This is a genomic window from Massilia mucilaginosa (assembly GCF_011682145.1).
Classification (GTDB): Bacteria; Pseudomonadota; Gammaproteobacteria; order Burkholderiales; family Burkholderiaceae_D; genus Telluria_A; species Telluria_A mucilaginosa.
In genome coordinates, this window is record NZ_WHJH01000065.1 from 1 (window position 1) to 25,748 (window position 25,748).

Here is a 25,748-nt window from a genome sequence, read left to right on the forward strand (position 1 = left end):
CTCGCTGTGGAGTCAAGAGAATTACAAAGGGTCGGGGAGCCAATGCGATATGGTGAAAATTCCGCGTGCCCTATTCGAGCGCCTGACAGAAACCGTCTGCTACGCGAGATAGTTGGACAAAGTCGAGATAAGGACCCCGGTGAATTTCGGAAAACCCAAAACTGGATCGGGCCACAGGGGCCACACTCGGTAACGCCACCTTTGTTCCTCCCCCAGTCCCAGAAATGAACGAGGCGCTTGCCGATCTTGAGCAATTCCTTCATGACCGGCATTCCCTCCCTGTATCGATCCAGTGCGCAGTCACGCATCTCCAGTTTGAGACGATCCATCCATTTCTTGATGGAAATGGTCGTATCGGTCGATTGCTTGTTCCATTGATACTGCATCAACGCGAGGTCATGGCCAAACCGTTGCTATACATCAGTCACTACCTGAAGGCGAACCGGCACGAATACTACGACCGTTTGATGGATGTGCGAGTCAATGGAAACTGGGAAGGATGGGTCAAATTTTTCCTTACCGGGGTGGCAGCCGTCGGCCATGAAGCGGCGGACACCGCAAAAAGAATCGTCCAGTTCCGTACTGAAGCGCAACAGGCCGCCGCCAAAATGGGAAAACCCGAACTGGCGCTCATCGATCATCTGTTCAAGCATCCGATCATGGATGCGCGCACTGCGGAAAAATTGCTTGGAATGACTTATGCAACAGCAAATAATGCGCTCTCAACCCTTGAAAATGCAGGGTTGCTGGTGGAGACTACGGGTAGGAAACGCAATCGCATGTTCCGTTTTCAAGGATACCTGCAACTCTTCGACGATACGCCAAGCAAACCTCCGGCCATTTACGACAGTGAGAAACCAAGCGGATATCCACATGGGTCTGATGAGACTGTTGGGAAGAGCCGCTCCGTCCGTAGGAATTCCCTCTCGCCATGCCCCTGGCGGATGAGTCGGTTTGTTCATTCCCCCGACTGGCTTGACCTGCTTTTGTAAGTTTACCGTCCCACTTACCCGCATCGACGCCGGCCTTACCCAATTCGGGTAGCATCGGCTTCTGCTGTGGTTTTTTTGACAAAATGTGGTGTTGCCTGCCTATTTTATAAGCAAGTGTTTGACGTCAATACTTTCTTTTGAGATACTTATGGTATCCGCCGGTAATGTATCCGGCTCATGCCTCTCCGCAGTCTGCCGGCCTCCCGCGTTTACTTGCGCGGCGCAGCGCATCCCCAGCCTGCCATCACGAATAGCGCCCCATGACCACTGTTTCCGATATCAAAAACCTGTACCTGTCCGGCTTCAACCACATCGACGCCCTGATCGACGAGGGGCCTGACTGGAATCACCTCGGCAACATCAAGCCGTATCTGAGCTACACCTTTTCCATCAGCAGCGGCAACGAGGAAGGCGAGCGCGGACAAAGCGCCTTTTCGCCGGCCCAGCAAGCCTGGACCCGCACCGCGCTCGCTTACTTGACCGAAGTGACCGGCGTGCGCTTCCAGGAAACCGCAATCGGCACCAGCGCCCAGATTCACCTGGCCCAGGTCGATATCGAGAACGACGATTTCGTGGGGCTGACCAGCTGGCATACCCTTTACACGCCGCCGCGCAGCACCTCGGCCAGTGCGCTCGTGACCGATTACACCGCCAACGCCTATGTCTACCTCGACAATTGGGAATACCGCACCAGTACCACCGACCTGACCCCGGGCGGGCAGGGCTATCAGGTGCTGCTGCACGAACTGGGCCACATGATGGGACTGGCCCACCCCTTCGAAGGCACGCACCAGTTGCCCTACAAGGATGACCACACCGCCAACACCCTGATGTCCTACGACCACCTCGACGAGGCGTTTTACGACACTTACAGCGAGTACGATATCGCCGCGTTCAACTGGATCTACGGCGGCGACGGGCTGCGCGGCAAGTACGGCGTGGGCGGCAGCATGGATTACCTCACTGGCCGCAGCACCGACGAGCGCATCAGCGGCACCGCCTACGGCGAACGGGTGGACGGCGCCGGCGGCGACGACAGCATCGACGGCCTGGCCGGCTTCGACGAAGCCGGCTACAGCGGCGCGCGCGCGAATTACGATATCACCAAGGTCAACGGCGCCTATATCGTCACCGACCGCGTCGGCGACGAAGGCCGCGACGTGCTGACCAATATCGAGGCGCTGGTGTTTGCCGGCAGCAGCGTGTCGCTGGCCTACGAGTCGGTGGTGCAAGCCTTGTACGTCGGCTATTTCGGCCGCGCCGCCGACTACAACGGCATGCACAGCTTCCAGCAGCAGTTGAGCACCCTGGGCGCGCCGGACGATCTGCGCGGCCTGGCCGAGGCCTACAGCAAGAACGCGGGCCTGCGCGCGCTGATCGACAGCTTCGCCAGCAGCGCCGAGTCGGCTGCCCTGTATCCGGGCAATACCGGCACTTTCATCAAGGCGCTCTACCAGAATGTGTTCGGACGCGCTCCGGATGCGGGCGGGCTGACCTTCTGGAGCAACGCCATCGACAGCGGCGGCCTGTCGCGCGCCAACGCCTCGCTCTCGATCATGGCCGGCGCGCTCGACAACAAGACGGCGCAGGGCATGCTCGACGCCAAGCTGGTCAACAACAAGCTGACCGCCGCCTCGGGCTTTACCCTGATGATCGACACTGCGCAGGAAATCGGCGGCTACAGCGGCGCCACAGCGGCCGCCGCGGTGCGCAACATGCTCGGCTCGGTCAGCGCCGCCACCGACCTGCTGGCCTACCAGGCCACCATCGGCGCCACCCTGAAGGGGATGACCCTGGGCGCTACCCGGCCGGCCGACGCGCCCGGCGCTCCTGCCGATGAGCTGCCTATGACGCACGCGGAGTTGATTGGCATCGGCTACCAGTCGTGGGAGCCGACGCTGGTATAGTGAGGGCAGGCGCCGGCCGTGGTGGCGGCGCCGTCGTGTTCGGATCGAAGGGAATTTCCATGCAAGCTCTTGTCAACGGCGGCGCCGGTGTCGACCTGTTCGGTTTTGCCGGCGCGCGCGCCGATTACAACATCACCAGCACGGGCGGCGGCTATGCGGTGCTGCCCAAGAACGGCGCCGGCGGCGGCTTGCCCTTGCTGGTCGGGGTCGAGCTGCTCAAGTTTTCCGACACCACCGTCAACGTCGAATACGACGAGGTGGTGCAGGCGCTGTACGTGGCCTATTTCGGCCGCGCCGCCGACGCCGGCGGCATGCGCAGTTTCCAGGAGCAGCTGGCCAGGCTCGACGCGCCGCACGATATCGTCGGCATCAGCAGCGCCTACGGCAGCAATCCGGCCCTGCGCCAGCTGATCGACAGTGTCGGCAAGAGCGCCGAATCGGCGGCGCTGTATCCGGACGGCGTGCCGGCCTTTGTCGGCGCCGTCTACAAGAACGTGCTCGGACGCAATGCCGACGCCGAGGGACTGGCGTTCTGGAGCAATGCCATCGACAGCGGGGTGCTCTCGCAAGCGAACGCGGCCCTGTCGATCATGGCCGGCGCGCTCGAAAACACCAGCGCGCAGGGTTTGCTCGACGCCAAACGGATCGACAATACGCTGGCGGTGGCGTCCGATTTCACCCTGGCGCTCGACCGTCCCACCGAAATCGACGGCTACGCGGGCAAGCTGGCCGCGTCGATGGTGCGCGCCATGCTGGCCACGGTCAGCGCCGACAGCGAGCTCGGGCCGTTCCAGGCGGTCATCAAGCAGATGCTGGCGGTGATGTCCGGCGAACTGAACGCCGTGTTCGGCGCGCCGCCCCCGGACGACGCCATGGCCGGCCCGGTGCAGCTGGTCGGCGTGGCCCCGGCCGCATGGGGTGATGCGCTGATGTGAGCGACTGGCATAATGGCGGCTTTGCCCCCAAGGACGCCGCCGTGAGCCAGGAAGACCGTTTTGTCGATATCGAGATCAAGCTCGCGCACCAGGAAGACCTGGTCGAATCCCTGAACCAGATGGTGTACCAGCAGGGCCGTCGCATCGACCAGCTCGAAGCGATGGTCAACAAGCTGGCCGAACACATCCGCAACAATGCCCAGTCGGGACCGAACATGGTCAACGACCGCCCGCCGCACTACTGATTTTTCCGGTCCCCCGCCCGTCAATACGGGCGTGGCTGGTGAAACATGCATATCTCGTTGCGGATGACAGGCGTGTGACCATGCTGATATGATCGTGCGCTATGCGCTGCCGGCTATCCGTCGGCAGCTTTACTTAGCGCCCGTGAAAGATGCCATGAACCGTCCAAACATGCTTATCGTTGCCGCCAGCCTGGCGCTGGTCAATGTTGCCGCCATCGCCGCACCAGTTGCGTCGGCTACCGCGCCCGCGACCTCGCTGGCCGCGACCAACCCGTTCGCCAAACTGAGCACCTTGCCGTTCCACTACCCGGCCTTCGACAAGATCAAGGACGAGCATTTCCTGCCTGCCTATGCGGCCGGCATGAGCGACCACCTGCGCCAAGTCGACGTCATCGCCAACAACCGCAAGGCGCCTACGTTCGACAATACCGTGGTGGCGCTGGAGCGCTCGGGCCAGCTGCTCACGCGCGTGGCGACCACCTTCTCGGCCCTGCAGGGCGCCAACACCAACGATACGCTCGATTCCATCGACCGCGAAATGTCGCCCAAGCTGGCCGCGCACAACGATGCCGTGTTCCTCAACGCCAAGCTGTACGAGCGCGTGAAGACCCTGTACGACAAGCGCGCCAAGCTCGGCCTGGACGCCGAATCGAAGCATCTGCTCGAGCGCTACCACAAGGATTTCGTGCGCGCCGGCGCCAAATTGTCGGCCGAAGACAAAGAAAAGCTGAAAGCCTTCAACAGCGAAATCGCCACCATGCAGACCACGTTCACCCAGAACGTGCTCAAGGAAACCAATGCCTCGGCGCTGATCGTCGACACCCGCGCCGAACTGGCCGGCATGAGCGAGGCGGCCATCGACGCCGCCGCCGCCGACGCCAAGACGCGCGGCCATGACGGCAAGTTCGCCATCGCCCTGGTCAACACCAGCGGCCAGCCACCGCTGTCGGTATTGACCAACCGCGCCGTGCGCGAACGCCTGATGAACGCGTCGCTTACGCGCGGCAGCCGTGGCGGCGAGTTCGACAACCGTGGCGTGGTGGTCAAACTGGCCAAGCTGCGCGCCGAACGCGCGGCCCTGCTCGGCTACCCGAACTTCGCGGCCTACTCGCTGGAAGACCAGACCGCCAAGGATACGGGCGCGGTCAACAAGCTGCTGTCGGAACTGGCCAAGCCGGCCGTGACCAACGCGCGCAAGGAAGCGGAGGATATCCAGAAAGTCATCGACGCTGAAAAAGGCGGATTCAAGGTCGGCGCGGCCGACTGGGCCTTCTACACCGACAAGGTGCGCGCCCAGCGCTTCAATTTCGACGAGAACCAGCTCAAGCCGTATTTCGAGCTCGACAACGTGCTGGTCAACGGCGTGTTCTTCGCCGCCGAAAAGCTGTACGGCCTGACATTCAAGGAACGCAAGGACCTGCCGGTGTACAACCCGGACGTGCGCGTGTTCGACGTGTTCGACGCCAACGGCAAACAACTGGCGATCTTCCTGGCCGACATGTACGCGCGCAGCAACAAGCAGGGTGGGGCGTGGATGAACGAATACGTCTCGCAGTCGGGCCTGATGGGCACGCGTTCTGTGGTGGCCAATCACCTCAACATTCCCAAACCGCCGAAGGGCGAGCCGACCTTGCTGACGGTTGATGAAGTCAAGACCACCTTCCACGAATTCGGCCACGCGCTGCACGGCATGTTCTCGAACGTGAAGTACCCGCGCTTCTCGGGCACGAATGTGCCGCGCGACTTCGTCGAATATCCGTCGCAGGTCAATGAAATGTGGATGATCGCGCCGGAAGTGCTGGCCAATTACGCCAAGCACTACAAGACCGGCGAAGCGATGCCGAAGGAATTGCTGGACAAAGTCATCGCGTCGAAAAAATTCAACCAGGGTTTCCTGACCACCGAGTACCTGGCGGCATCGCTGGTGGACCAGCGCTGGCACCAGCTCGGTGCGGCGCAAGTGCCGACCGACGTGCTCGGTTTCGAAGCGGCCGCGCTGAAGGAAGCCGGCGTCGACTTCGCACCGGTGCCGCCGCGCTACCGCACGACGTACTTCTCGCATAGTTTCTCGGGCGGTTACTCGGCTGGATACTACGCTTACCTGTGGAGCGAGAAGCTGGACGCCGACACGGTGGAATGGTTCAAGGAAAATGGCGGATTGCAGCGCAAGAACGGCGACCATTTCCGCAAGACCTTGCTGTCACGCGGCGGCACGGCTGACGCGCTCGACCTGTTCCGCAACTTCCGTGGCCGCGAGCCGAAAATCGAACCGCTGCTGAACCGCCGTGGGTTGAACGGCAACTAAGCTTGCGCACGTAGCCCCTCAAAACCGTCGTTCCCGCCTGCGCGGGAACGACGGCTCTTCCTCTTTTTCCGCAAACACAATGACCCGTCCCCAACTCATGATCATCGCGGCCAGCCTGGCCGTGGCTAACTTCGCCTTCGCCGCACCGGCGCCGGCAGCCGCAGCGCTCGACGCCGCCAATCCGTTCGCAAACATCAGCACCCTGCCGTTCAACTACCCGGCCTTCGACAAAATCAAGAACGAGCACTTCGCCCCGGCGTTCGCCGAAGGCATGCGCCAGCACGCCGCTGAAATCGACGCCATCGCCAACAACCGCAAACCGGCCACGTTCGAGAACACCATCGTCGCCATGGAACGCTCGGGCAAGCTGCTCTCGCGCACCGGCGGCGCCTTCGGCATCTTCGCCGGCGGCAACACCAACGACACCATCAAGGGCCTCGAACGCGACCTGGCGCCCAAACTGGCCGCCCACCGCGACGCCATGCTGCTGAACCAGAAACTGTTCGACCGCATCGAAACCCTGTACGCCAAGCGCGCCAAGCTGGGCCTGGATGCCGAATCGGCCTTCCTGCTGGAACGCTACCGCAAGGACTTCGTGCGCGCCGGCGCCAAGCTGAACGCCACCGACAAGGACAAGCTCAAAGGCTACAACGCCGAACTGGCCACCCTGCAAACCACCTTCAGCCAGAACGTGCTGAGCGAAGCGAACGCCGCCGCGCTGGTGCTCGACACCCGCGCCGAACTGGCCGGCATGTCCGACGCCGCCATCGATGCCGCCGCCGGCGTGGCCAAGAAGCGCGGCCTGGACGGCAAGTTCGCCATCCCGGTCACCAACACCACCGGCCAGGCGCCGCTGTCGGTGCTGACCAACCGCAGCGTGCGCGAACGCCTGCTGGCCGCTTCGCTGGCACGCGGCAGCCGTGGCGGCGAGTTCGACAACACCGGCGTCGTGCTCAAGATCGCCAAGCTGCGCGCCGAACGCGCAGCGCTGCTCGGCTACGCCAACCACGCCGCCTACATGCTCGAAGACCAGACCGCCAAGGACACCGGCGCGGTCAACAAGCTGCTCGGCGAACTGGCCAAGCCGGCCGTGGCCAACGCGCGCAAGGAAGCGGCCGACATCCAGAACGTCATCGATGCGGAGAAGGGCGGCTTCCAGCTGGCCGCCCACGACTGGGCCTTCTACAGCGACAAGGTGCGCGCCGAGCGCTTCAATTTCGACCAGAGCCAGCTGCGCCCGTACTTTGAACTGAACAGCGTGCTGACCAACGGCGTGTTCTACGCCGCCGAAAAGGTCTACGGCATCACTTTCAAGGAACGCAAGGACTTGCCGGTGTACGACCCCGACATGCGCGTGTTCGACGTGATCGACGCCAACGGCAAGCCGCTGGCGATCTTCGTGGCCGACTTTTACGCGCGCGGCAACAAGCGCGGCGGCGCCTGGGCCAATGCCTACGTGCCCCAGTCGCACCTGATGGGCACGCGTCCGGTCATCGGCAACCATCTCAACATTCCGAAGCCGGCCGCCGGCGAGCCGACCCTGCTCACCTACGACGAACTGCGCACCCTGTTCCACGAATTCGGCCACGCGCTGCACGGCATGTTCTCGGACGTGAAATACCCGCGCTTCGCCGGCACCGGCGTGCCGCGCGACTTCGTCGAGTTCCCGTCGCAGGTCAACGAAATGTGGGCGGTCTGGCCTGAAGTGCTGGGCAACTACGCCAAGCACTACAAGACCGGCGAACCGATGCCCAAGGAATTGCTGGACAAGGTGATCGCCTCGAAACAGTTCAACGAAGGCTACCGCACCACCGAGTACCTGGCTTCGTCTATCCTGGACCAGCGCTGGCACCAGCTGAGCGCCGCGCAGATGCCAACCGACGTGGTCGCTTTTGAGGCGGCCGCGCTGAAAGACGCCGGCGTCGACTTCGCGCCGGTGCCGCCGCGCTACCGCACCACTTACTTCTCGCACGTGTTCTCGGGCGGATATTCGGCCGGCTACTACGGCTACCTGTGGAGCGAGAAGCTGGACGCCGATACCGTCGAATGGTTCAACGAGAACGGCGGCCTGACGCGCAAGAACGGCGACCACTTCCGCAAGATGCTGCTGTCGAAAGGCGGCACGCTCGACGCCATGCAGATGTACCGCAACTTCCGCGGCCGCGATGCGAAAATCGCGCCGCTGCTGGAACGCCGTGGCCTGAACGCCAAGTAAGCCTGCACCGACCCAAAAAATGCCGTTCAGCGCGAACGGCATTTTTTTCGTCCGGAAATATTGCGGTGCGCGATAATGAGGCGCCGATTTCCCCCATGGAGCCAGTGTGACCGACATCGCGGACCTTTCGACCCTGCTGCAAAACCGCCTGCGGGCAGCCCTGGCGCCGGACGAGCGCGTGGTCTGGGTGGGCCGGCCGATCGCGGCGCGCTACATGACACGCGCCTACGGCTACCCGGCGCTGGCTGGCTCGACGGTGTACGCCGTCACCAGCGCGCGCGTGCTCCTGCTCGGCGGCGACGGCGAGCCCGACAGCATCAGGTCGTACGCGCCGGCGCAACTCCAGCAGCTCGAACGCACCGAGCACGACGGCGGCTGGGGCGACCTGATACTGGAGACCGAACAGGTCTCCGACGGCGATGGCGGCGTCATGACCGAGCGCCACGGTTTGCTTGCCGTGGCCGATGTGCGGGTAGCGCACGGGCTGGTCGCCGCGCTGGCGGCAAGCCTGGCGCTGGCGCCCGCTACTGCGCATCCCGGCTTTCAGAAGGCGCTCCTGGCGCCCGCCATCCCGGCCTTGCCCGCCGGGCTGCGCCAGGCGCTGCGGGCCGAACTGGGGGCGGACGAGCGACTGGCCTGGGCGGCGCAGCCGCTTCCCGCCAGCTATCTGAAACAGGGCTTTCGCAAGTGGTTTTTCTATATTCCATGGACCCTGTTTACGCTGTTCCTCAGCGTGCTGGGCGCCCCGGCCTTGTGGCATACCGACGTGCGCGGATGGGAGCTGCTGCTGCTGGTGGGCGTGCCCTTGCTGCTCCTGTGGATCGGCATCCACCACCTGGTGCAGCCATTCGGTATGCGCAAGAACGCGCTCGGCGTGGTACATGCCATCACCAGCGCGCGCGCCCTGACCATCGACATCAACGGCCCGCTGGTCGTGCGCACCTATGCCCCGGCTGGCCTGCTGCATGCCCTGTGCGCCGAGGGTCCGGGCGAGAGCGGCGACCTGCTGCTCGAAGCCGGCTTCGATGAACACACCGGGATCGAAACCCAGCTGCATCGCCACGGTTTCATGGGCATCGACGAGGTGCGCCACGTCGAGCGCCTGATCGGCCATCTGAAGCAAGCGCCCGCCGCTTGAAAATTAGCATAGGAACAATGCTTTATAATATGGCACGTCCCTCATCCAGAACGTTGCCCCTATGCTGACACCTCGCCTTCTCCCGCTCGCTTCCATCCTGTTGTGCGTCCTTGGCCTGGCTGCCTGTACCACCGAACCGGTACGGCCGCGCGAAGTCCAGTTGACCGAAGAACCGGGCGAGTCCGGCCCGCGCTGCATCGGCGCCGACTGCTGCGCCGATGCCGATGCGCTCGAATTCGTGCCGCAGCGCCAGTATTGCAGCGCGCTGGCGCTGGACAACGAAGGCAAGGCCCCGGCCTCGGCCAGCGCCCTCAAAGAAGCCATCGCCGGCGCCCGCGCCGAAAAGATCCGCACCCACGATGCCTCCGGCGTGCTGTGCCACGCGTATGCGCTCGAGGCCCAGCGTGCCGGCGACCGCGGCGACAGCGCCGCCGCCCGCAGCGCCCTGTCCGCCGCCGTGCAAGCCTGCCGCGCCGGTTTCGGCAAGGAATCGAACCAGGCCGCCCAAGCCATGCTCGACGCTGCCGAGCAGCGCCTGCAGAACAAGGACGAGTCGGCCAAGGTCGGCGACGAGCTGGGCGCGGTGCTGGCGCTGGCGCGCAAGAACGCCAATGCGCAGATCGAGGCCGACGCCACCGATGCGCTCGGACGCCTGAAGGGCCTGACCGGCGACGTCAACGCCGAGCGCCGCCTGCTGACCGAAGGCATGGAGATGCGGCGCAAGGCGTATGGCGAGAACAGCTACCAGACCGGCATGAGTTACGTGAACCTGGGCGGCAGCTACATGCGCGTGAACGACAACCAGGCCGGGCGCGCCTGGTACGAGCGCGCCATTGCCGTGTACGGCGCCACCCTGGGCATGGCCGACCCGGTCACCTTGGAAGTGCGCGGCGCGCATGCGATGAGCTACAGCGCCGAGCGCAACCACAAGCGCGCCCAGGAACTGCTGGAGGCGATGCTGCCGCAGGCGCTGCAAACCTTCGGCGCGCAGTCCGAAGAAACGGTGGCCATCATCAACGACATCGGCAATATGCAGCAGCACCAGGGCCAGTCGCAGGCGGCCTTGCTGCGTTTCGAGGAAGTGCTGGCGATCCGGCGCGCCACCATGCCCGATACGGTCAAGCACGGCCGCTCGGCCCTGCTGGCGGCCACGCTCAAGCACAAGATCGCCGGCTGCGGCGCCAGCAGCGCGCTCGACGCCGAAGTGCGGCGCATCGCCGCGCATCTGGAGCCCTCGGCCGCCAGGGACGAGGACGCCAGAGTGTATGTGCGCGAGGCGCATGACCTCGTGCAGCAGTGCGCGGCCCCGGCGGCGCGCGGCGCGCGCAAGCAGAAATAGACCAGCCGCGAGGGAATAGACATCATGCCGCACACCAGTGAATTTGCCGAACAATACACGCGCGCCGAGCGGCTGCGCCTGGGGCTGCTGATCCTGCCCGCCGGGCTCGCCCTGCTGGTGGCGACCAAGCTGTGGTTCTTCCCGGCGCTGGCGGCGTTCGCGGCCTCGGCCGAGTGCCGCGAAATCGGCGGCGTGAACGGCATCACGCTGCTGATGTACGGCTTGTTCGTCGGCCTGCCGCTGCTGCTGGCGCTGGTGCTCGGCGCGACCGTCGGCGTGGCCGGCTACAAGAGCTTGCGCAGCGGACAATTTCCGCCCGCCGGCACCAAGGTGTTGCGGCCCACCCGCATCCGGCGCGGCCGGCGCGCCACCCTGACCGGCGCCGCCTGCCTGCTGCTGGCGCTCGCTCCGCTGGCGCTGGCGGCGTGGGGCTGGTTCCAGGCCGGCGCGCAGACAGACGCGGCTGCGTGCGTGGCTATCCGGGCGGCGTCGCCCGCTCCCTGACTCCTCTCGCCCGAAAGCTCCAATGAGAACATTCATCGCGCGCGCCGCTTGCCTGCTGGCGTTCTCCGGAGCGGCCTTGGCCTGCGGCCGTGACGGCACGGTAGCGGTGCCGCTGGCACAGGTATCGCTGCAGCAGGTTGCGTTCACGCCGTCCGACGACGGGCGCAAGCTGCTGGTGTTCGGCATCCTCAAAAACACGTCGGCCCAGAGGCTGCGCAACGTGATGCTGGAGTTGCGCTTCTTCGATGACAAGCATGTGCTGGTCGATACCTTCACCCGCTGTGTCGACAATGTGATCGCACCGCCGGCCGGCGAGGTGGGCTGGCGCATCCGCGAAACGATCCATGACCAGATGGCGCCGTATGCATCGCGCGAGGTGCGCATTGTCTCGGCCGAGGTGATCCAGCCTGGCGTGGCGCAATCAAAGGTCAGTCCGTTCACACGAGAATTGCTGCTGACCTGGATACCCGTGCTGGCGGGGATTGGCATGTTGGTATACCTGTTGAGAAAAGTGGCCGGCAAGCACTCGAGCAGCAGCAAGGCCGTAGTGCTGATGGAAGCGCAGATTGCCTACTTCGAGAAAAATTTGCACCTGCTCGAACGGTTGGTGCTGGCCAGCGAAGCGCGGGCGCGCGGCGTGATCTTGCCGCCGGGCGACGAACCCCATCCTCCGCGCTAGGATGAAGCCGCGCACCGTGCTCTTCTTCGGCCTGTGCGCCGGCCACATGCTGCTGTCATGGATTGGGGCCGGCGGCGCCACCCTCGGGCCGGCCATCGCGGCCACCATCTATGGTCCCTTGTTCGTGCTCGATGCCGTGCGCTTGCCGGTGTTTGGCAACGGCCCGTCCGGCGGCTGGGCCGGGCCATCGCCGCTTGGCTGGGCCTGCGTGCTCTTGCTGTGGGGCGCCATCTGGTGGGGCGTGGCGGCCTTGCTGGCGCGCGCATGTCGTCGCTGATCGGCCACGCGGCCACCGGCGCCGCCGTCTATTTTGCCCACACCCCGGCTGCGCCGCCACGCCCGCGCCTGGCGCTGCTTGTGCTGGTCGGCCTGGCGCTGCTGCCCGACGTCGATTACCTGCCGTACTGGCTGTTCGGCATCCATAGCGAGCCGCGCTGGACCCATTCGCTCCTGCTCGCCCTGGCCGCAAGCGCGCTGGCGTGGGCCCGACCCGGCGCTGTCGCCCTGGCACGGCGGCCCTGCCGTTCGCGGCGCTGGCGCTGGCCGCCTGTTCCCATCCGGTGCTCGACTTGCTGGTGGGCGTGCACCCGGTGCCGCTGTTCTGGCCCTTGCCGCTGGCGCAGGTCGAATCGCCGCTCGGGCTGCTTCCGAGCGCCGGCCGGCTCAGCCTGACAAACTGGTTTATGTGGCGCAATCTGTTGATAGAATGTGCAGTGCTGCTGCCGCTGTACGCGCTTGGCGTGGCGCTGGCAAGGCGGGTGGCCGGGCGCCGCATCGCCCTGGCAGCCGCGCTGGGCGGTCCGGCGTGGGCGCTGGCGCTGGCCTGGTCCATCCGGATTCATGGCTGAATGCCATCCGATTCGCATCGCATTTTTCAAGGAGTCCTATGAGCACAGTGTTGTGGGCCAATTACCTGATCGATGGCGTCGTCAGTTCCGACCAGTCCGACAAATACGCCTTGCATGAACACATCGACCAAGTCGATGAGATCTGCCGCGACACCGGCCTGGTGCCGCTGTCCGCATGGTGCGACTCGACCGACCTGGCGTTCAACATCGGCGACGAGGACGAACTTCCCGACGGCATCGAATCGACCGACGAGCTGATGGCCACCGATGGCGTGTGGACCGATGCCGGCGTGGCCGTCGATGCCCTCGAACAGTTGCTGGCGGCGATACAGGAAAAACGCATCGTGTTCGGCGCGCAAGGCGATGCGCACGATGATATCGTGCAGGAACTCGAAGAGAGCATTGCCTACGCCCAGGAAGCGGCCGCGGTCAACGGCAAGTTCAACTTTTCGGTGGTGATGTAAGTGGTGCTGGCCGATGCGTGAGAATATGCCGCGCTGTGTCCTGGTTACGGGCTCGACCACGTGGGACGATCCCGAGCCGATCCGGCGCGCCCTGGCGGCGCTGCCAAGGGGCAGCACCATCGTGACCGGCGACACGCCCGGCGCCGACGCCTGTGCGGTCGCGCTGGCCGCCGAACTGGGCCTGGCAGTGACACGCATGAAGAAGAACCGTGCCGATCACCGCGCCTTTCCCAGCGAAGCCTGGCGCGGGCTGAACGAGCGCATGCTGGCCACCGGCGTCGACCTGGTACTGGCCTTTCACGCCGATTACGGCAAGCCCGGCTGCGCGCGCGGCACCGTCCACATGGTCGAGCACGCCAAGGCTTGCTGGACCGAGGTGCGGATTTTCCGCGAATAGATCATTAACAGGAACCTCCATGTCCCATGTACGGGCCTCGCTCAAACGCAAACTGAGCCGTATCCGCAAGCGCCGGGAAACCGTCTCCACCAAAAAGTTCGAGCGCCATACATCGCCCTTCTTCGAATACGATGCAGCTTTCCGTATCGGTGGGGCAGGCAAGTTACATGAGCGGATTGGCGCCGTCACCGGGCTGGTGCCGAACACCGTGCGCCTCGCCGGCCAGCCCCGCTTTCCCAATTCCAAGCTCCTCGCCAAAGAAGATGTGTGGGTGCTGGCCTCGCCGCTCGATGACACGCTGCCGCTCGACGACCACGTCGACTGGCTGCTCCAGACCTTGACGCCGCATGCCGGCTTCCTGAGGGAGGTCATCGCCCAAGCGGCCTGGGCCGACCTTTGCCTGGGATGCTTGTCGCAGGTGCCGTATCCGATCATCGCAGCCGGAAAGTCGTCAACCGAACTGATCAAACTTCTTGATCTGGAGATTGCGTTTAACTTCACCTGCGTCTGAGCCCGCTCGCATGGCGCGCAGGTTTGCCCCTGCGCGCCATGGATCGCGCCGCGATTTGGGTGTATAAGGACGGTATCAGCTTTCTCTCCACCCGCCATAGGATTCAGTGCAGCAATGAGTGTTCACGACTTACACGGTATTACCTTAGAATCGCTATTGACCCGGCTGGTCGCGCATTACGGCTGGGACGAGCTCGGCAAGCGGATCGATATCAACTGTTTCATCAGCGATCCGAGCATCAAGTCGAGCCTGAAATTCCTGCGCAAGACCCCGTGGGCCCGCACCAAGGTCGAAGAACTGTTTCTGGCAACGAAATTTACCGATGAATGAGGATGACATGTTGAACGACGACACAGCGAACCTGAAGTCGCACCTGAAAACCCTGCATGCCAACCTGGCGCAGACGGAACAGGTCGACGAAGAACTGCAAGGCTTGCTGATGCAGCTCGACGGCGACATCCAGGCCCTGCTGGACAAGCGCGCCGCCGCCGCCCAGGCCGCCCTGAGCGACGAAGCGCTGGCCGAGCAGGCCGCGGCGGCCGAGCAGGCCGACCCGGCCGCCCATCTGCTGGCCGACGCGCCCGAAACCACCACCTACGGCCTGGCCGAGCGGACCCAGGAAATCACGGCCAAATTCGCCGCCGAACACCCGCGCCTGGAGCCCGCCCTGCGCGAGCTGGGCCGCATGCTGTCGAACATGGGTATTTGAACGCCGGGGCGCCAGGCAGTTCCCGCGCGCCCCGCCAGCTGCCTGTTTATGTAGCACAAACGTCACAAGTTATTGAAACATAAGACGTTTTTTGGTTGCAATCCGCCTTGAAAAGAGTGCGGCGCAAGTTGCGCCGGAAGGTTTTCCGGTACAATACCGGCCAATGAGCTCCCCAACCAATCTATTTGCGACCGTCCCGAAACGGTCTAGCCGCGCTGCCGCTGCGCCTTTCCTTCCCATGTCCCGCGCCGAAATGGCCGCCCTGGGCTGGGATTCGTGCGACGTCATCCTCGTGACGGGCGACGCCTACATCGACCATCCGAGTTTCGGCATGGCCCTGGTCGGCCGCCTGCTGGAAGCGCAGGGCTTCCGCGTCGGCATCATCGCCCAGCCGGACTGGCTCTCGGCCGATGCCTTCCGCGTGCTCGGCAAACCGAATCTGTACTTCGGCGTCACCGCCGGCAACATGGACTCGATGGTCAACCGTTACACGGCCGACCGCAAGATCCGCTCCGACGACGCCTACACGCCCAACGGCGAACCGAACAAGCGCCCGGACCGCACCGTCACCGTGTACGCCCAGCGCGCGCGCGAAGCGTTTCCGGACGTGCCAGTCATCATCGGCAGTATCGAAGCCTCGCTGCGCCGCATCGCCCACTACGATTACTGGTCCGACAAGGTGCGGCGCTCGGTGCTGCCCGATTCCAAGGCCGACATGCTGCTGTTCGGTAACGCCGAACGCGCCCTGGTCGACCTGACCCACCGTTTAGCAAGCGGCGAACACATCAAGGATATCCGCAACCTGCGCGGCACCGCTTTCATGGTGCCACCGGGCTGGCTGCCGGGCGACGACTGGGGCGTGCACAATTCGACCCGGGTCGACGTGCCCGGCAAGGTCGACGCCCACCACGATCCGTACGCGATGGCCCAGGAAGACAAGTCCGCCTGCGCCACCGACAATGCCCAGCCGAAGGAAGTGATCAAGCCGATCCGCATCATGTCGCGCGAAGAACGCCTGGCCATGGCCAAGGAAAAGCACGACAAGACCGTGGTGCGCCTGCCGTCCTACGAAACGGTGAGCAGCGACCCGGTGATGTACGCGCACACCTCGCGCGTGTTCCACCTCGAATCGAACCCCGGCAATGCGCGCGCGATGGTGCAGGCGCACGGCGAACGCGATGTGTGGCTGAACCCGCCGCCGCTGCCGCTGGCCATGGACGAGATGGACGGCGTGTACGACATGAACTACGCGCGCGCGCCGCACCCGAGCTACGGCAAGGCCAAGATTCCGGCCTGGGACATGATCCGCTTCTCGGTCAACATCATGCGCGGCTGCTTCGGCGGCTGCACCTTCTGCTCGATCACCGAGCACGAGGGGCGCATCATCCAGAGCCGTTCGGAACCGTCGATCCTGCGCGAAATCGAGCATATCCGCGACAAGACCAAGGGTTTCACCGGCACCATTTCGGACATGGGCGGCCCGACCGCGAACATGTACCGGCTGGCCTGCAAGGACAAGAGCATCGAGGAATCGTGCCGCCGCCTGTCGTGCGTGTACCCGACCATCTGCGTCAACCTGGGCACCGACCACAGCAAGCTGATTTCACTGTACCGCAAGGCGCGCGCGATTCCGGGCATCAAAAAAGTGCTGATCAGTTCGGGCCTGCGCTACGACCTGGCAGTGCGCTCGCCGGAATACGTCAAGGAACTGGTGACCCACCACGTGGGCGGCCTGCTCAAGATTGCCCCTGAGCATACCGAAGAAGGCACCCTGTCGAAGATGATGAAGCCGGGCATCGGCGCCTACGACGAATTCAAGGAAATGTTCGACCGTTTCTCGCTGGAAGCCGGCAAGAAGCAGTACCTGATTCCTTACTTCATTGCGGCCCATCCGGGCACCACGGATGAAGACATGCTCAACCTGGCATTGTGGCTGAAGAAAAACAACTTCAAGCTCGACCAGGTGCAGACCTTCATGCCGACGCCGATGGCGATGGCCACCACCATGTACTACTCGCGCAAGAATCCGCTGAAAAAAGTCACGGCCGATTCCGAGATCGTGGAAACGGCCAAGAGCGGCAAGGTGCGCCGTTCGCACAAGGCCTTCCTGCGCTACCAGGACCCGGCCAACTGGCCGATCCTGCGCGAAACCCTGGTCAAGATGGGCCGTGGCGACCTGATCGGCAATGGCGACAAGCACCTGGTGCCGAGCTGGCAGGCGTCGGAAGACGGCGGCCTGGCGGCGGGCGAGCGCAAGCGCCAGACCTCGGGTGCCGGTACGCTCGACAAGTTCGTGGCCGCGCCCAAGCGCAAGACCGAACGCGCGCTGGCGCCGTCGCCGTTCATTGCCCCGGAGTCAAAAGTGCGTCCGTCGATCCTGGCGACCATCAAGTCCAAGCCGAAGGCGGCGCCGGCGGCCAAGGCTGGAGCGCGCCGCAAGTAAGCGAGGGGTCAGACCCCGGTGTTTCTTTTGGGGGGCTGACCCCGGTGTTTCCGAAGCCGCCCTGTTTCCCCCGCCGAGGACCGCCTTGGCGCGGGGGCGACGGTTTTGAGAGTCCAGGCAGCCGCTTTTGCAACACCACTTGTTGTGCCACGCACACATTTCGCATTTTTCGCTGTCGGCGGCGGGAAGGTCAGTACAATCAAGGCATACGTTGCTTAAATGCACACCTAGCCGTGTAACCAACTGATGATCCGACTCCTCCTGGCCCGCCGCGCGCCGACGGCTTTCGCCCTGGCGCTCGCCATGTGCGTCGGCGCGCCCGCGCATGCCCGCGAGAAGGTCACGCTCCAGCTCAAGCACACCCACCAGTTCCAGTTCGCCGGCTACTACGCCGCCCTCGAAAAAGGTTACTACCGCGACGCCGGCCTCGACGTCGTGATCGCCGAAGGCACCGACGGCAACGAGCCCGAGCGCAACGTCAGCGCCGGCAAGGCCGAATTCGGTGTCGGCAGCAGCAGCCTGCTGCTGGCGCGCCTGGCCGGCAAGCCGCTGGTGGTGCTGGGCGTGGTGTTCCAGCATTCACCCTATGTGCTGCTGGTGCGAAAAGGCAGTGCGCGGCCGGATATCGGCGACCTCAAGGGCAAGCGCGTGATGATCGGCTCGCTGATCGACGAACTCACCCAGGCCGACGAACTGATCGCCTACCTGAACAAGGAAGGCGTCCCCCTCAGGAGCCTGGTGCGCGTCGAGCACAGCTTCAACCCGGACGACCTGGTCAAGGGCAAGGTGGACGCCTACTCGGCCTACATCACCAACGAGCCCGATTACCTGGACCGGCTCGGCTTCGCCTACGATGTGCACAGCCCGCGCGAGGCCGGCATCGATTTCTACGGCGACAACCTGTTCACCAACGAGGGCCAGATCGCCGCCCACCCGGAGCGGGTGCGCGCCTTCCGCGCGGCCAGCATGAAGGGCTGGGCCTATGCCATGGCCAACCAGGAAGAAATCGCCGACCTGATCCTGTCCAAATACACCCGCCGCCACGACCGCCAGCACCTGCTGTTCGAGGCGCGCCAGATGGAGCCGCTGGTGCAGCCGATCCTGGTCGAAATCGGTTACATGAACCCGGACCGCTGGCGCCACATCGCCGATATCTACGCCGACCTGGGCATGCTTGAGCGTGGCGCGTCCTTCGACGGCTTCATGTACAGCGCCGACCCGGCGGCCAGCTCCCTGACCTGGCTGTACCGCGCCTTGCTGGCGGCCGGCATGCTGCTGGCCGGCGGCGCCATCGTGCACGTGTCGCTGCTGGCGCGCGAACGGCGCCGCGCCGAAGAGAGCATCCGCCAAGGCGAGCTGCGTTTTCGCACCATGTTCGAAGAAGCGCCGATGGGCATCGCCCTGATCGACTCGGCCAGCGGCCAGTTCAAGGACATCAACCCGCGCTTCGCCCAGATCACCGGGCGCTCGTCCGAAGAGCTCAAGCGCGGCCGCTGCGACGACATCACCCATCCCGACGACGTGGCCGGCGAAGCGGCGCGCATGGCGCAGCTGGGCGCCGGCGCCATCGCCAGCTTCAAGAGCGCGCGCCGCCTGCTGCGTCCCGACGGCAGCGTGGTCTGGGTCGACATGTCGATCGCCGCCATCGACAGCGCGGGCGCCGCCAATGGCGACGCTGGCGCCCACCACCTGTGCATGATCGAAGACGTGACCGAGAAGAAGACCTCGGAAGCGCTGATCTGGCAGCAGGCCAATTTCGACCCGCTCACGCGCCTGCCCAACCGGCGCATGTTCCACGACCGCCTGGAACACGACATCCTGCGCTGCCGGCGCGAGGGCACGCGCGTGGCGATCCTGTTCATCGATCTCGATCAGTTCAAGGAAGTCAACGACACGCTCGGCCACCAGCAGGGCGACGTGCTGCTGGTCGACGCCGCGCGCCGCATCAGCGCCTGCGTGCGCGACTCGGACACGGTGGCGCGCCTGGGCGGCGACGAATTCACCGTGATCCTGCCGCAGCTCAATGAAACCGGCAGCGTGGGCGCGATCGCGCAAAAGATCCTCGACGTGCTGCAGGCGCCGTTCGCGCTCGGCCAGGAGCATGCCTATATTTCGGCCAGCGTCGGCATTACCCTGTATCCGGACGACGCGCGCGACATCGACGACCTGCTCAAGCACGCCGACCAGGCCATGTACGCGGCCAAGGACGCGGGCCGCAACCGCTTCAGCTACTTCACGCCGGCGCTGCAGGTGGCGGCGATCAACCGCATGCGCATGACCAACGACTTGCGCAGCGCCCTCAAGGGCGGCCAGTTCCGCGTGTACTTCCAGCCGATCGTGCATCTGCGCACCGGCAAGATCCACAAGGCCGAAGCGCTGATCCGCTGGGAGCATCCGCAGCGCGGGCTGGTGAGCCCCCTGGAATTCATTCCGCTGGCCGAGTCGAGCGGGCTGATTATCGATATCGGCGAGTGGGTGTTCAAGGAATCGGCGCGCTGGGCCAGCCGCTGGCGGCGCGCGCATCATCCCGAGTTCCAGGTCAGCGTGAACCAGTCGCCGCTCGAATTCCAGCGCGAAGGCAAGGGCTATGAAGGCTGGCTGGCGCACCTGCGCGAACTCGGTTTGTCGGGCCAGGCGGTGGTGGTGGAAATCACCGAAGGCTTGCTGCTCGACGCCAGCAGCGGCGTGACCGACAAGCTGCTGCAGCTGCGCGACGCCGGCATCCAGGTGGCGCTGGACGATTTTGGCACCGGTTACTCGTCGCTGTCGTACCTGAAAAAATTCGACATCGACTACCTGAAGATCGACCGCTCCTTCACGCGCAACCTGGCGCCCGAATCGAGCGACATGGCGCTGTCGGAAGCGATCATCGTCATGGCCCACAAACTGGGCCTGCGCGTGATCGCCGAAGGGGTGGAGACGCACGAACAGCGCGACCTGCTGCTGGCGGCCGGCTGCGACTACGGCCAGGGCTTCCTGTTCGCGCGCCCGCTGCCGGCCGAGGAATTCGACGCCTTGCTCATCGCCCAATCGCGCGCGCCGGCCGCCGCCCAGCCTACTTAGCCAGTTACTTGGCCAGCCCGACGCTGGCCTGCCTGACCCGCAGCGCCATGGCATTGCGGTGGCGCGCGCGCAGGCGCGCATTGGTCACCAGGCAGCCGAGCGTTTCGCCCACCACCATCACCACGCCGAGGATCGGCAGCACCAGCATCAGCCCGGCCACGCCGGCCAGCGAGCCGCCCACGAAGATCATCAGCACCGTCATGAGCGGATGGATCTGCAGGCTGCGCCCGAGCGTGAGCGGCATGAAGATGAAGTCGTCGAGCAGGCGCACCGCCACGAACACGCCGATGGCGCCGTAGCCGATCACCGGATTGGAGGGCGCGTCGGTCGCCGCCACCACCACCACCAGAATGCAGCCGGCCACGGAGCCGACGAACGGCACCCACGCCAGGATCGCCGAGATGAGCGCCAGCGCCAGCGGCGAGGACACGCCGATCAGCCACAGCCCGAAGGCCAGCATGATGGTATCGATCACGGTCAGCTTGATCAGGCCCTGGAAATAGCGGCGCGCGGTCTGGTCGACTTCGTGCAGCAGGAACAGGGTCTTTTCGAAGAACGCGTTCGGCACCGCGCGCGCCAGGAAGCGCTTGAAGCTGGCGCCGTCGCGCAGGAAGAAGAAGGTCAAAAAGGGCGCCAGCAGCAGCGACGGCAGCCAGCCGGCGATCGCCACCAGCAGCCCGGCCAGGTGCTGCTGCGCGAAGTTGTCGGTGAAGGACTTGAAGCGCCGGTTCACCACGCGCGTGAGCTTCATCTGTTCGAGCACCGGGAATTTTTGCTCGAGCAGCTGCATCGTGTTGCGCACGAAGGTCACGCCGCCTTCCAGGTAGTGCCCGAGCAGCGCCTGCCACGATTCTTCCGGCACGGCCACGTACGAAAACACCAGCACCAGCACCAGCGAGATGGCCGCCACGAAGCCGCCGCCGACGGTCAGCGCCGCCAGGTCCTGGCCGACGCCGGCGCGGATCAGGCGCTGCATGGGCGCGAGCAGGATGTAATACAGGACGGTGCCGAAGATGAACGGAATGGCCAGCCACAGCATGTGCTCGAGCAGGATCAGGAGCAGGCAGGTGACGGCGATGATGCCGCACCAGACCACGGGTCCTGCGCGCTCGCGCGAGGTCATAAGGCTTCCACCTGCGGGCTGCCGCCCATCCAGTCGCGCAGGCGCTGCCCGACCAGGCGCGCCAGGGTCAGCGAAATTTTATAGCCGATCACGGCGTCGGTTTCCATCAGGCCCAGAAAATCGGCGCGGAAGAACACCGCCAGCTCGCAGTTTTCCATCGCGCGCGCCTGCGCGGTGCGCGGCGAGTCGTCCAGCAGCGCCATGTCGCCGAACACGCTGCCCGGACCCAGTTCGGACACCACCATGAAAGCGCTGCCCTGCGCGCGGCTGATGGCCACCTTGCCCGACGTGACCAGGTACAGGGCCTGGCCTTCCTCGCCCTGGTCGAACACGATCTCGTCGAGCAGGTAGCGGCGTTCGTGCATCAGGCCATCGACAATTTTCAGCTCGAGCGGAGTCAGTGAATTGAACAGGACCGAACTCTTGAGGCGGTGCAGGCGGGGCGACAGCGGCGGCGATTTCAAAAAACCAAAGATCAAAGTAACTCCAGAGGGGGAATTTCACGCACGAACGCGATTATGCGCCATGCAACTGCCCTGTGCGGCAGCTGGCCATGTTTACCATAATTTTGCCACAGTAAGTACTGAGGCGATAAGTAGTGTAACATGATGCCTTAAGGTAACAGTCATTAACATTTAATTACCTCATCCGACTCCCGGCGCCAGCGAATTGCCTGCGTGCGCTGTGGATCGGCCGTGCTTTATCCACAAGGAACGCGCAGTGATCGATATCAAGACCTTCATGTTGGTACTGGCCGTGGGCAATATTGCCTTCGCCATGCTGATGGCGGGTTACGCGCGTTCCGGCGCGGTCCATCCGGCTATGCAGATGTGGAAGTGGGCCAAGCTGGTGCAGGGCATCGCCAATCTGCTGGCCTACCTGCAGAGCGACGGCGTGGCGCTCTGGATGGGCGTCGGCACGGCTTCGGTGCTGGTGCTGGGCATCACGCTCGAAGCGGCCGCTTACTGCGCGTTTTTCGGCTACCAGCGCTGGCGCCGCATGCTCTATCCGCTGACCGCACTGTGCCTGCTGCTGTATTACCTGGCGCCGCTGGCCGGCGCCAGCGCGCGCGACCTGGGCGTGATGCTGTCGCTGATGATCGCCCTGTTCAGCGGCGCCATGGCGGGCGCGCTGCTGCGTCCCGGGCGCCCGGCGTCGGCCCTGCAGCGCATCATCGGCGTGAACAACCTGGTGTTCGCGGCGGCGATGGCGCTGCGCGCCTGCTTCAGCCATGCCAGCCTGGGCGTGGTCGGCGGCGCGCCGGGCGTGGTGCAAAGCATCGCCTACATCGCCGGCTACCTCTTGATGATCGTGAACGGCTTCGGCTTTCTGCTGCTGTGCAAGGAGAAGGACGACCGCGCCATGGCGCTGCTGGCGACCATCGACAGCCTCACCGGGCTGGTCAACCGGCGCGCGTTTTTCGAGCGCACCGAGAGTGCGCGCCTGCTCGCCGCGCGCCTTCGCAGCCCGGTGTCGCTGATGATGCTCGACCTGGACCACTTCAAGAGCCTCAACGACCGCTTCGGCCACGCCGCCGGCGACCAGGCGCTGTGCGCGTTCAGCGCCACGGCGCAGGCCAGCCTGCGCGAGCATGACATCATGGGCCGGCTCGGTGGCGAGGAGTTCGCGCTGGTGATGCCGGGGACCTGCCTGACGGGCGCACTGCACGCCGCCGAGCGCCTGCGCCTGGCGGTGCAGGACGCGCGCTTGCCGGGGCTGGAAGATGCGTATGCGATGACGGTCAGTATCGGCGTGGTGGCGATCGAGCCGGGCGAGCATATCAACGCCGCGCTGGCACGCGCCGATCACGCGCTGTACGCGGCCAAGAGCGCGGGACGCAACCGGGTCGAGGCGGGACAAGCGGTGGGGCAAGCGGTGGGGCAGCCGGTCAGGCAGTGCGCGTAGCCACCGTCAGCGATCCAGGTCCAGCATGCGCTTGACCGCCACCAGCGGCTCCAGATGGCTGGTCAGCAGCACGCACACATCCTGCCTCGTTCCCAGTTCTCCCAGTTGCCCGCGCAGGTACTCCACGGCGGCCGCATCGAGCCCGTTGAACGGCTCGTCGAGCAGCAGCAAACGCACCGGCAGCGCCAGCGCCAGCGACAGCTGCACCTTCTTGTGCTGTCCCAGCGACAGGGTCGACAGCGCCTGCCCCAGCGTCGCGGTCACCCCGAAGGCGTCGAGCTGGCGTTCGACCAGGCGCGCCTCGGTGTCCGGATACAGCGCCAGGTGCAGGTCGAGGAACTCCTGCACGGTCAGCCACGGCAAATCGGGCAGGTCGCCGCCGCAGTAAAACGCCGCCAGCCGGTAGGCCAGCGGCTGCGCCGCGCAATCGACGCTGTCGAGCGCAATCGTGCCGCGATTGGGCGTGAGCGCGCCGGCCGCCAGCTTGAGCAAGGTGGTCTTGCCCATGCCGTTGGCGCCGCGCAGCCAGGTGATGCCCGCTTCGATGTCGGCCCAAAAATCGACGAATACCGGGCGCGTATCGAAATGAAAATGCAAGTCCCTGATATGCAGCACCGGACCGTCCTTCTGTTCTACTGCCATATTTCGCTCCCCACCGCCGTCAACACCAGAATCTGCACCACCACCAGGCCCACCCGCGCGCGTGGCGTAAAGCGCGGAATCGCCACCAGCAGCACCTGCGCCACGCACCCCAGGACCAGATACGCGCGGCCGGCCGGACGCGCCCACACGCCGTGCACCAGGCCACCGGCGAACACGATCGCCAGCACCAGCAGCGCGGGCAGCAGCGCAAACGCGCGCGCCGCCAGTTCCACCGGGCGCGCTTGCAGCGGCCAGGCCGCCATGACAGGGCGCAGCGCGGCGATCTGCTCGCGTACGGCCTTGTCGCCACGGTCGGTGAGCAGCACCATCAGCGCGCTCGCGACCAGCGCCAGGACCGCGCGCGCGATGCCGGGTGGCGCCTGCATCCACGGCAGCGCCGCGCCCACGGCCGCCGCCAGCAACAGGCTTTGCTGGCGCCCCACCATGTTCTCGTTGCGCCAGAAGGGCAGCCAGAACAAGCGATGCCACAGCATGAGCACGCGCGAGCGCCATGCGCGCGCCGCATAGCGCACCGGCGGCGGCGCCAGGCGGCGCTGCCAGCGCGCACTGGCCGGGGCGCGGCGCGCGCGCAGCGACAGCACGGCGATGGTGCAGGCGTAGGTGAGCATCAGCGAGAACAGCGTGCCAAGCACGCCGCGCACGGGCAGCAGCCAGTCCGGCCTTTGATATACCCAGACCGATGCCGAGACCGCGTACAGCAGCGCCAGCGGCCCGACCATCATGGCCGCCACCAGCGCATCGGCCGCCAGTTGCGTGGACGGCGGCACCGGCAGGCGGCGCAGCCAGTACACCACGTCGAGCGGCAGCACGCGCTTGCGCAGCAGGAGCGCCGGCAGCGCCATCGCCAGGCCGTGCGCGACCAGCAGGCCGATGGCGTGCAGGGGTGCTTGCGAGGCGGCGTACATGGGGGGCAGGGCGACCAGTGCCAACAGGCCGATGACCGCCTGGGCGAACACCAGCAAGACAATCTCGGCCGAGCTTTTCAGGCTGGCGGCGAAGCGCCGGAACGCGTGCATGGCGAGGCGGCGGCGAAACGTGACGTAGGCGTGGGCCAAGGCGGTTCCGGGGACAGAGGGGCAAAACAAAAAGGGAAATGGAAAAAGGGCCCGACGAATCGGGCCCTTTCTTGATGCTGGCGGAGCGGACGGGACTCGAACCCGCGACCCCCGACGTGACAGGCCGGTATTCTAACCAACTGAACTACCACTCCGTGTTACTCTGATCGGTACTGCTGATCATGATGCCCCGTCTCTGATGGTGGTGGGTGCTGAGAGGCTCGAACTCCCGACCCGCGCCTTGTAAGGGCGCTGCTCTACCAACTGAGCTAAGCACCCAAAAACTCGCTTACCTCAGAGACTGCATC

24 protein-coding genes and 2 tRNA genes are annotated in these 25,748 nt (G+C 65.0%); 20 read left to right on the forward strand and 6 right to left on the reverse strand.

What is annotated here, in order from left to right:
• Window positions 1–161: 161 nt before the first annotated feature.
• The 19 genes from F2P45_RS29955 to F2P45_RS30045 all read left to right on the forward strand — a co-directional run bounded on the left by F2P45_RS29955 (window position 162) and on the right by F2P45_RS30045 (window position 20,694).
• Window positions 162–992 (forward strand): Fic family protein, encoded by an 831-nt coding sequence (locus tag F2P45_RS29955; protein WP_267877385.1) that lies wholly within the window; start codon window positions 162–164, stop codon window positions 990–992.
• A gap of 260 nt (window positions 993–1,252) precedes the next feature.
• Window positions 1,253–2,899, forward strand: coding sequence for a DUF4214 domain-containing protein (locus tag F2P45_RS29960; RefSeq protein WP_166881877.1), 1,647 nt, complete (start codon window positions 1,253–1,255; stop codon window positions 2,897–2,899).
• A gap of 59 nt (window positions 2,900–2,958) precedes the next feature.
• Entirely contained in the window at window positions 2,959–3,834 is an 876-nt protein-coding gene (locus F2P45_RS29965; RefSeq protein WP_166881878.1) for a DUF4214 domain-containing protein, read from the forward strand.
• A 41-nt stretch (window positions 3,835–3,875) separates the two neighbouring features.
• Window positions 3,876–4,079 carry a SlyX family protein gene (locus F2P45_RS29970; protein ID WP_166881904.1) on the forward strand — a complete coding sequence of 68 codons (204 nt, stop codon included), beginning with the start codon at window positions 3,876–3,878 and terminating at the stop codon, window positions 4,077–4,079.
• A 154-nt stretch (window positions 4,080–4,233) separates the two neighbouring features.
• Window positions 4,234–6,384, forward strand: coding sequence for a M3 family metallopeptidase (locus F2P45_RS29975; protein WP_229505384.1), 2,151 nt, complete (start codon window positions 4,234–4,236; stop codon window positions 6,382–6,384).
• Between the two features lie 79 nt (window positions 6,385–6,463).
• The gene (locus tag F2P45_RS29980; RefSeq protein ID WP_166881879.1) at window positions 6,464–8,599 is read left to right on the forward strand and encodes a M3 family metallopeptidase; all 2,136 of its coding nucleotides are present in this window, start codon (window positions 6,464–6,466) and stop codon (window positions 8,597–8,599) included.
• A gap of 106 nt (window positions 8,600–8,705) precedes the next feature.
• Window positions 8,706–9,737, forward strand: coding sequence for a hypothetical protein (locus F2P45_RS29985; RefSeq protein WP_166881880.1), 1,032 nt, complete (start codon window positions 8,706–8,708; stop codon window positions 9,735–9,737).
• A 61-nt stretch (window positions 9,738–9,798) separates the two neighbouring features.
• Entirely contained in the window at window positions 9,799–11,076 is a 1,278-nt protein-coding gene (locus F2P45_RS29990) for a tetratricopeptide repeat protein (protein WP_166881881.1), read from the forward strand.
• Between the two features lie 24 nt (window positions 11,077–11,100).
• Window positions 11,101–11,580: a hypothetical protein gene (locus F2P45_RS29995; RefSeq protein WP_166881882.1), complete on the forward strand. Its 480-nt coding sequence runs from the start codon at window positions 11,101–11,103 to the stop codon at window positions 11,578–11,580.
• A 22-nt stretch (window positions 11,581–11,602) separates the two neighbouring features.
• Complete coding sequence (locus tag F2P45_RS30000; RefSeq protein ID WP_166881883.1) at window positions 11,603–12,259, forward strand: hypothetical protein; 657 nt, start codon at window positions 11,603–11,605, stop codon at window positions 12,257–12,259.
• A gap of 1 nt (window position 12,260) precedes the next feature.
• Window positions 12,261–12,536: a hypothetical protein gene (locus F2P45_RS30005; RefSeq protein WP_166881884.1), complete on the forward strand. Its 276-nt coding sequence runs from the start codon at window positions 12,261–12,263 to the stop codon at window positions 12,534–12,536.
• Window positions 12,537–12,738: 202 nt separating this feature from the next.
• Window positions 12,739–13,107, forward strand: coding sequence for a hypothetical protein (locus tag F2P45_RS30010; protein ID WP_166881885.1), 369 nt, complete (start codon window positions 12,739–12,741; stop codon window positions 13,105–13,107).
• 38 nt (window positions 13,108–13,145) lie between these two features.
• The gene (locus tag F2P45_RS30015) at window positions 13,146–13,571 is read left to right on the forward strand and encodes a hypothetical protein (protein ID WP_166881886.1); all 426 of its coding nucleotides are present in this window, start codon (window positions 13,146–13,148) and stop codon (window positions 13,569–13,571) included.
• A 25-nt stretch (window positions 13,572–13,596) separates the two neighbouring features.
• Complete coding sequence (locus F2P45_RS30020) at window positions 13,597–13,968, forward strand: SLOG family protein (protein ID WP_166881887.1); 372 nt, start codon at window positions 13,597–13,599, stop codon at window positions 13,966–13,968.
• A gap of 19 nt (window positions 13,969–13,987) precedes the next feature.
• A complete protein-coding gene (locus F2P45_RS30025) occupies window positions 13,988–14,479 on the forward strand; it encodes a DUF4279 domain-containing protein (RefSeq protein WP_166881888.1) in 492 nt (163 codons plus the stop codon).
• A 114-nt stretch (window positions 14,480–14,593) separates the two neighbouring features.
• Window positions 14,594–14,809, forward strand: a complete 216-nt coding sequence (locus F2P45_RS30030; RefSeq protein WP_166881889.1) for a VF530 family protein — start codon at window positions 14,594–14,596, stop codon at window positions 14,807–14,809.
• Window positions 14,810–14,816: 7 nt separating this feature from the next.
• Window positions 14,817–15,188, forward strand: coding sequence for a DUF4404 family protein (locus F2P45_RS30035; RefSeq protein ID WP_166881890.1), 372 nt, complete (start codon window positions 14,817–14,819; stop codon window positions 15,186–15,188).
• A gap of 163 nt (window positions 15,189–15,351) precedes the next feature.
• Window positions 15,352–17,631 (forward strand): YgiQ family radical SAM protein, encoded by a 2,280-nt coding sequence (locus F2P45_RS30040; RefSeq protein WP_166881891.1) that lies wholly within the window; start codon window positions 15,352–15,354, stop codon window positions 17,629–17,631.
• A 246-nt stretch (window positions 17,632–17,877) separates the two neighbouring features.
• A complete protein-coding gene (locus F2P45_RS30045) occupies window positions 17,878–20,694 on the forward strand; it encodes an EAL domain-containing protein (RefSeq protein ID WP_166881892.1) in 2,817 nt (938 codons plus the stop codon).
• Window positions 20,695–20,698: 4 nt separating this feature from the next.
• Here the strand turns inward: F2P45_RS30045 and F2P45_RS30050 are convergent, their stop codons facing one another.
• Window positions 20,699–21,817: an AI-2E family transporter gene (locus F2P45_RS30050; protein WP_166881893.1), complete on the reverse strand. Its 1,119-nt coding sequence runs from the start codon at window positions 21,815–21,817 to the stop codon at window positions 20,699–20,701.
• Entirely contained in the window at window positions 21,814–22,296 is a 483-nt protein-coding gene (locus tag F2P45_RS30055) for a cyclic nucleotide-binding domain-containing protein (protein WP_126074778.1), read from the reverse strand. The genes F2P45_RS30050 and F2P45_RS30055 overlap by 4 nt, the downstream gene beginning before the upstream one ends.
• 241 nt (window positions 22,297–22,537) lie before the next feature.
• Here F2P45_RS30055 and F2P45_RS30060 point away from each other — a divergent pair, with 241 nt between their 5' ends.
• The gene (locus tag F2P45_RS30060; RefSeq protein WP_166881894.1) at window positions 22,538–23,722 is read left to right on the forward strand and encodes a GGDEF domain-containing protein; all 1,185 of its coding nucleotides are present in this window, start codon (window positions 22,538–22,540) and stop codon (window positions 23,720–23,722) included.
• A gap of 6 nt (window positions 23,723–23,728) precedes the next feature.
• On the opposite strand, the gene F2P45_RS30065 is transcribed toward F2P45_RS30060, so the two are convergent.
• From F2P45_RS30065 to F2P45_RS30080, 4 genes are all read right to left on the reverse strand, one after another.
• On the reverse strand, window positions 23,729–24,364 hold the full coding sequence (locus F2P45_RS30065; RefSeq protein WP_166881895.1) for an ABC transporter ATP-binding protein: 636 nt from the start codon (window positions 24,362–24,364) through the stop codon (window positions 23,729–23,731).
• Window positions 24,355–25,440 (reverse strand): hypothetical protein, encoded by a 1,086-nt coding sequence (locus tag F2P45_RS30070; protein ID WP_166881896.1) that lies wholly within the window; start codon window positions 25,438–25,440, stop codon window positions 24,355–24,357. Before F2P45_RS30070 ends, F2P45_RS30065 begins: the two co-directional genes overlap by 10 nt.
• Window positions 25,441–25,518: 78 nt before the next feature.
• Window positions 25,519–25,595 (reverse strand) — tRNA-Asp (locus F2P45_RS30075).
• Window positions 25,596–25,643: 48 nt separating this feature from the next.
• Window positions 25,644–25,719, reverse strand: a tRNA-Val gene (locus F2P45_RS30080).
• Window positions 25,720–25,748 lie beyond the last annotated feature (29 nt).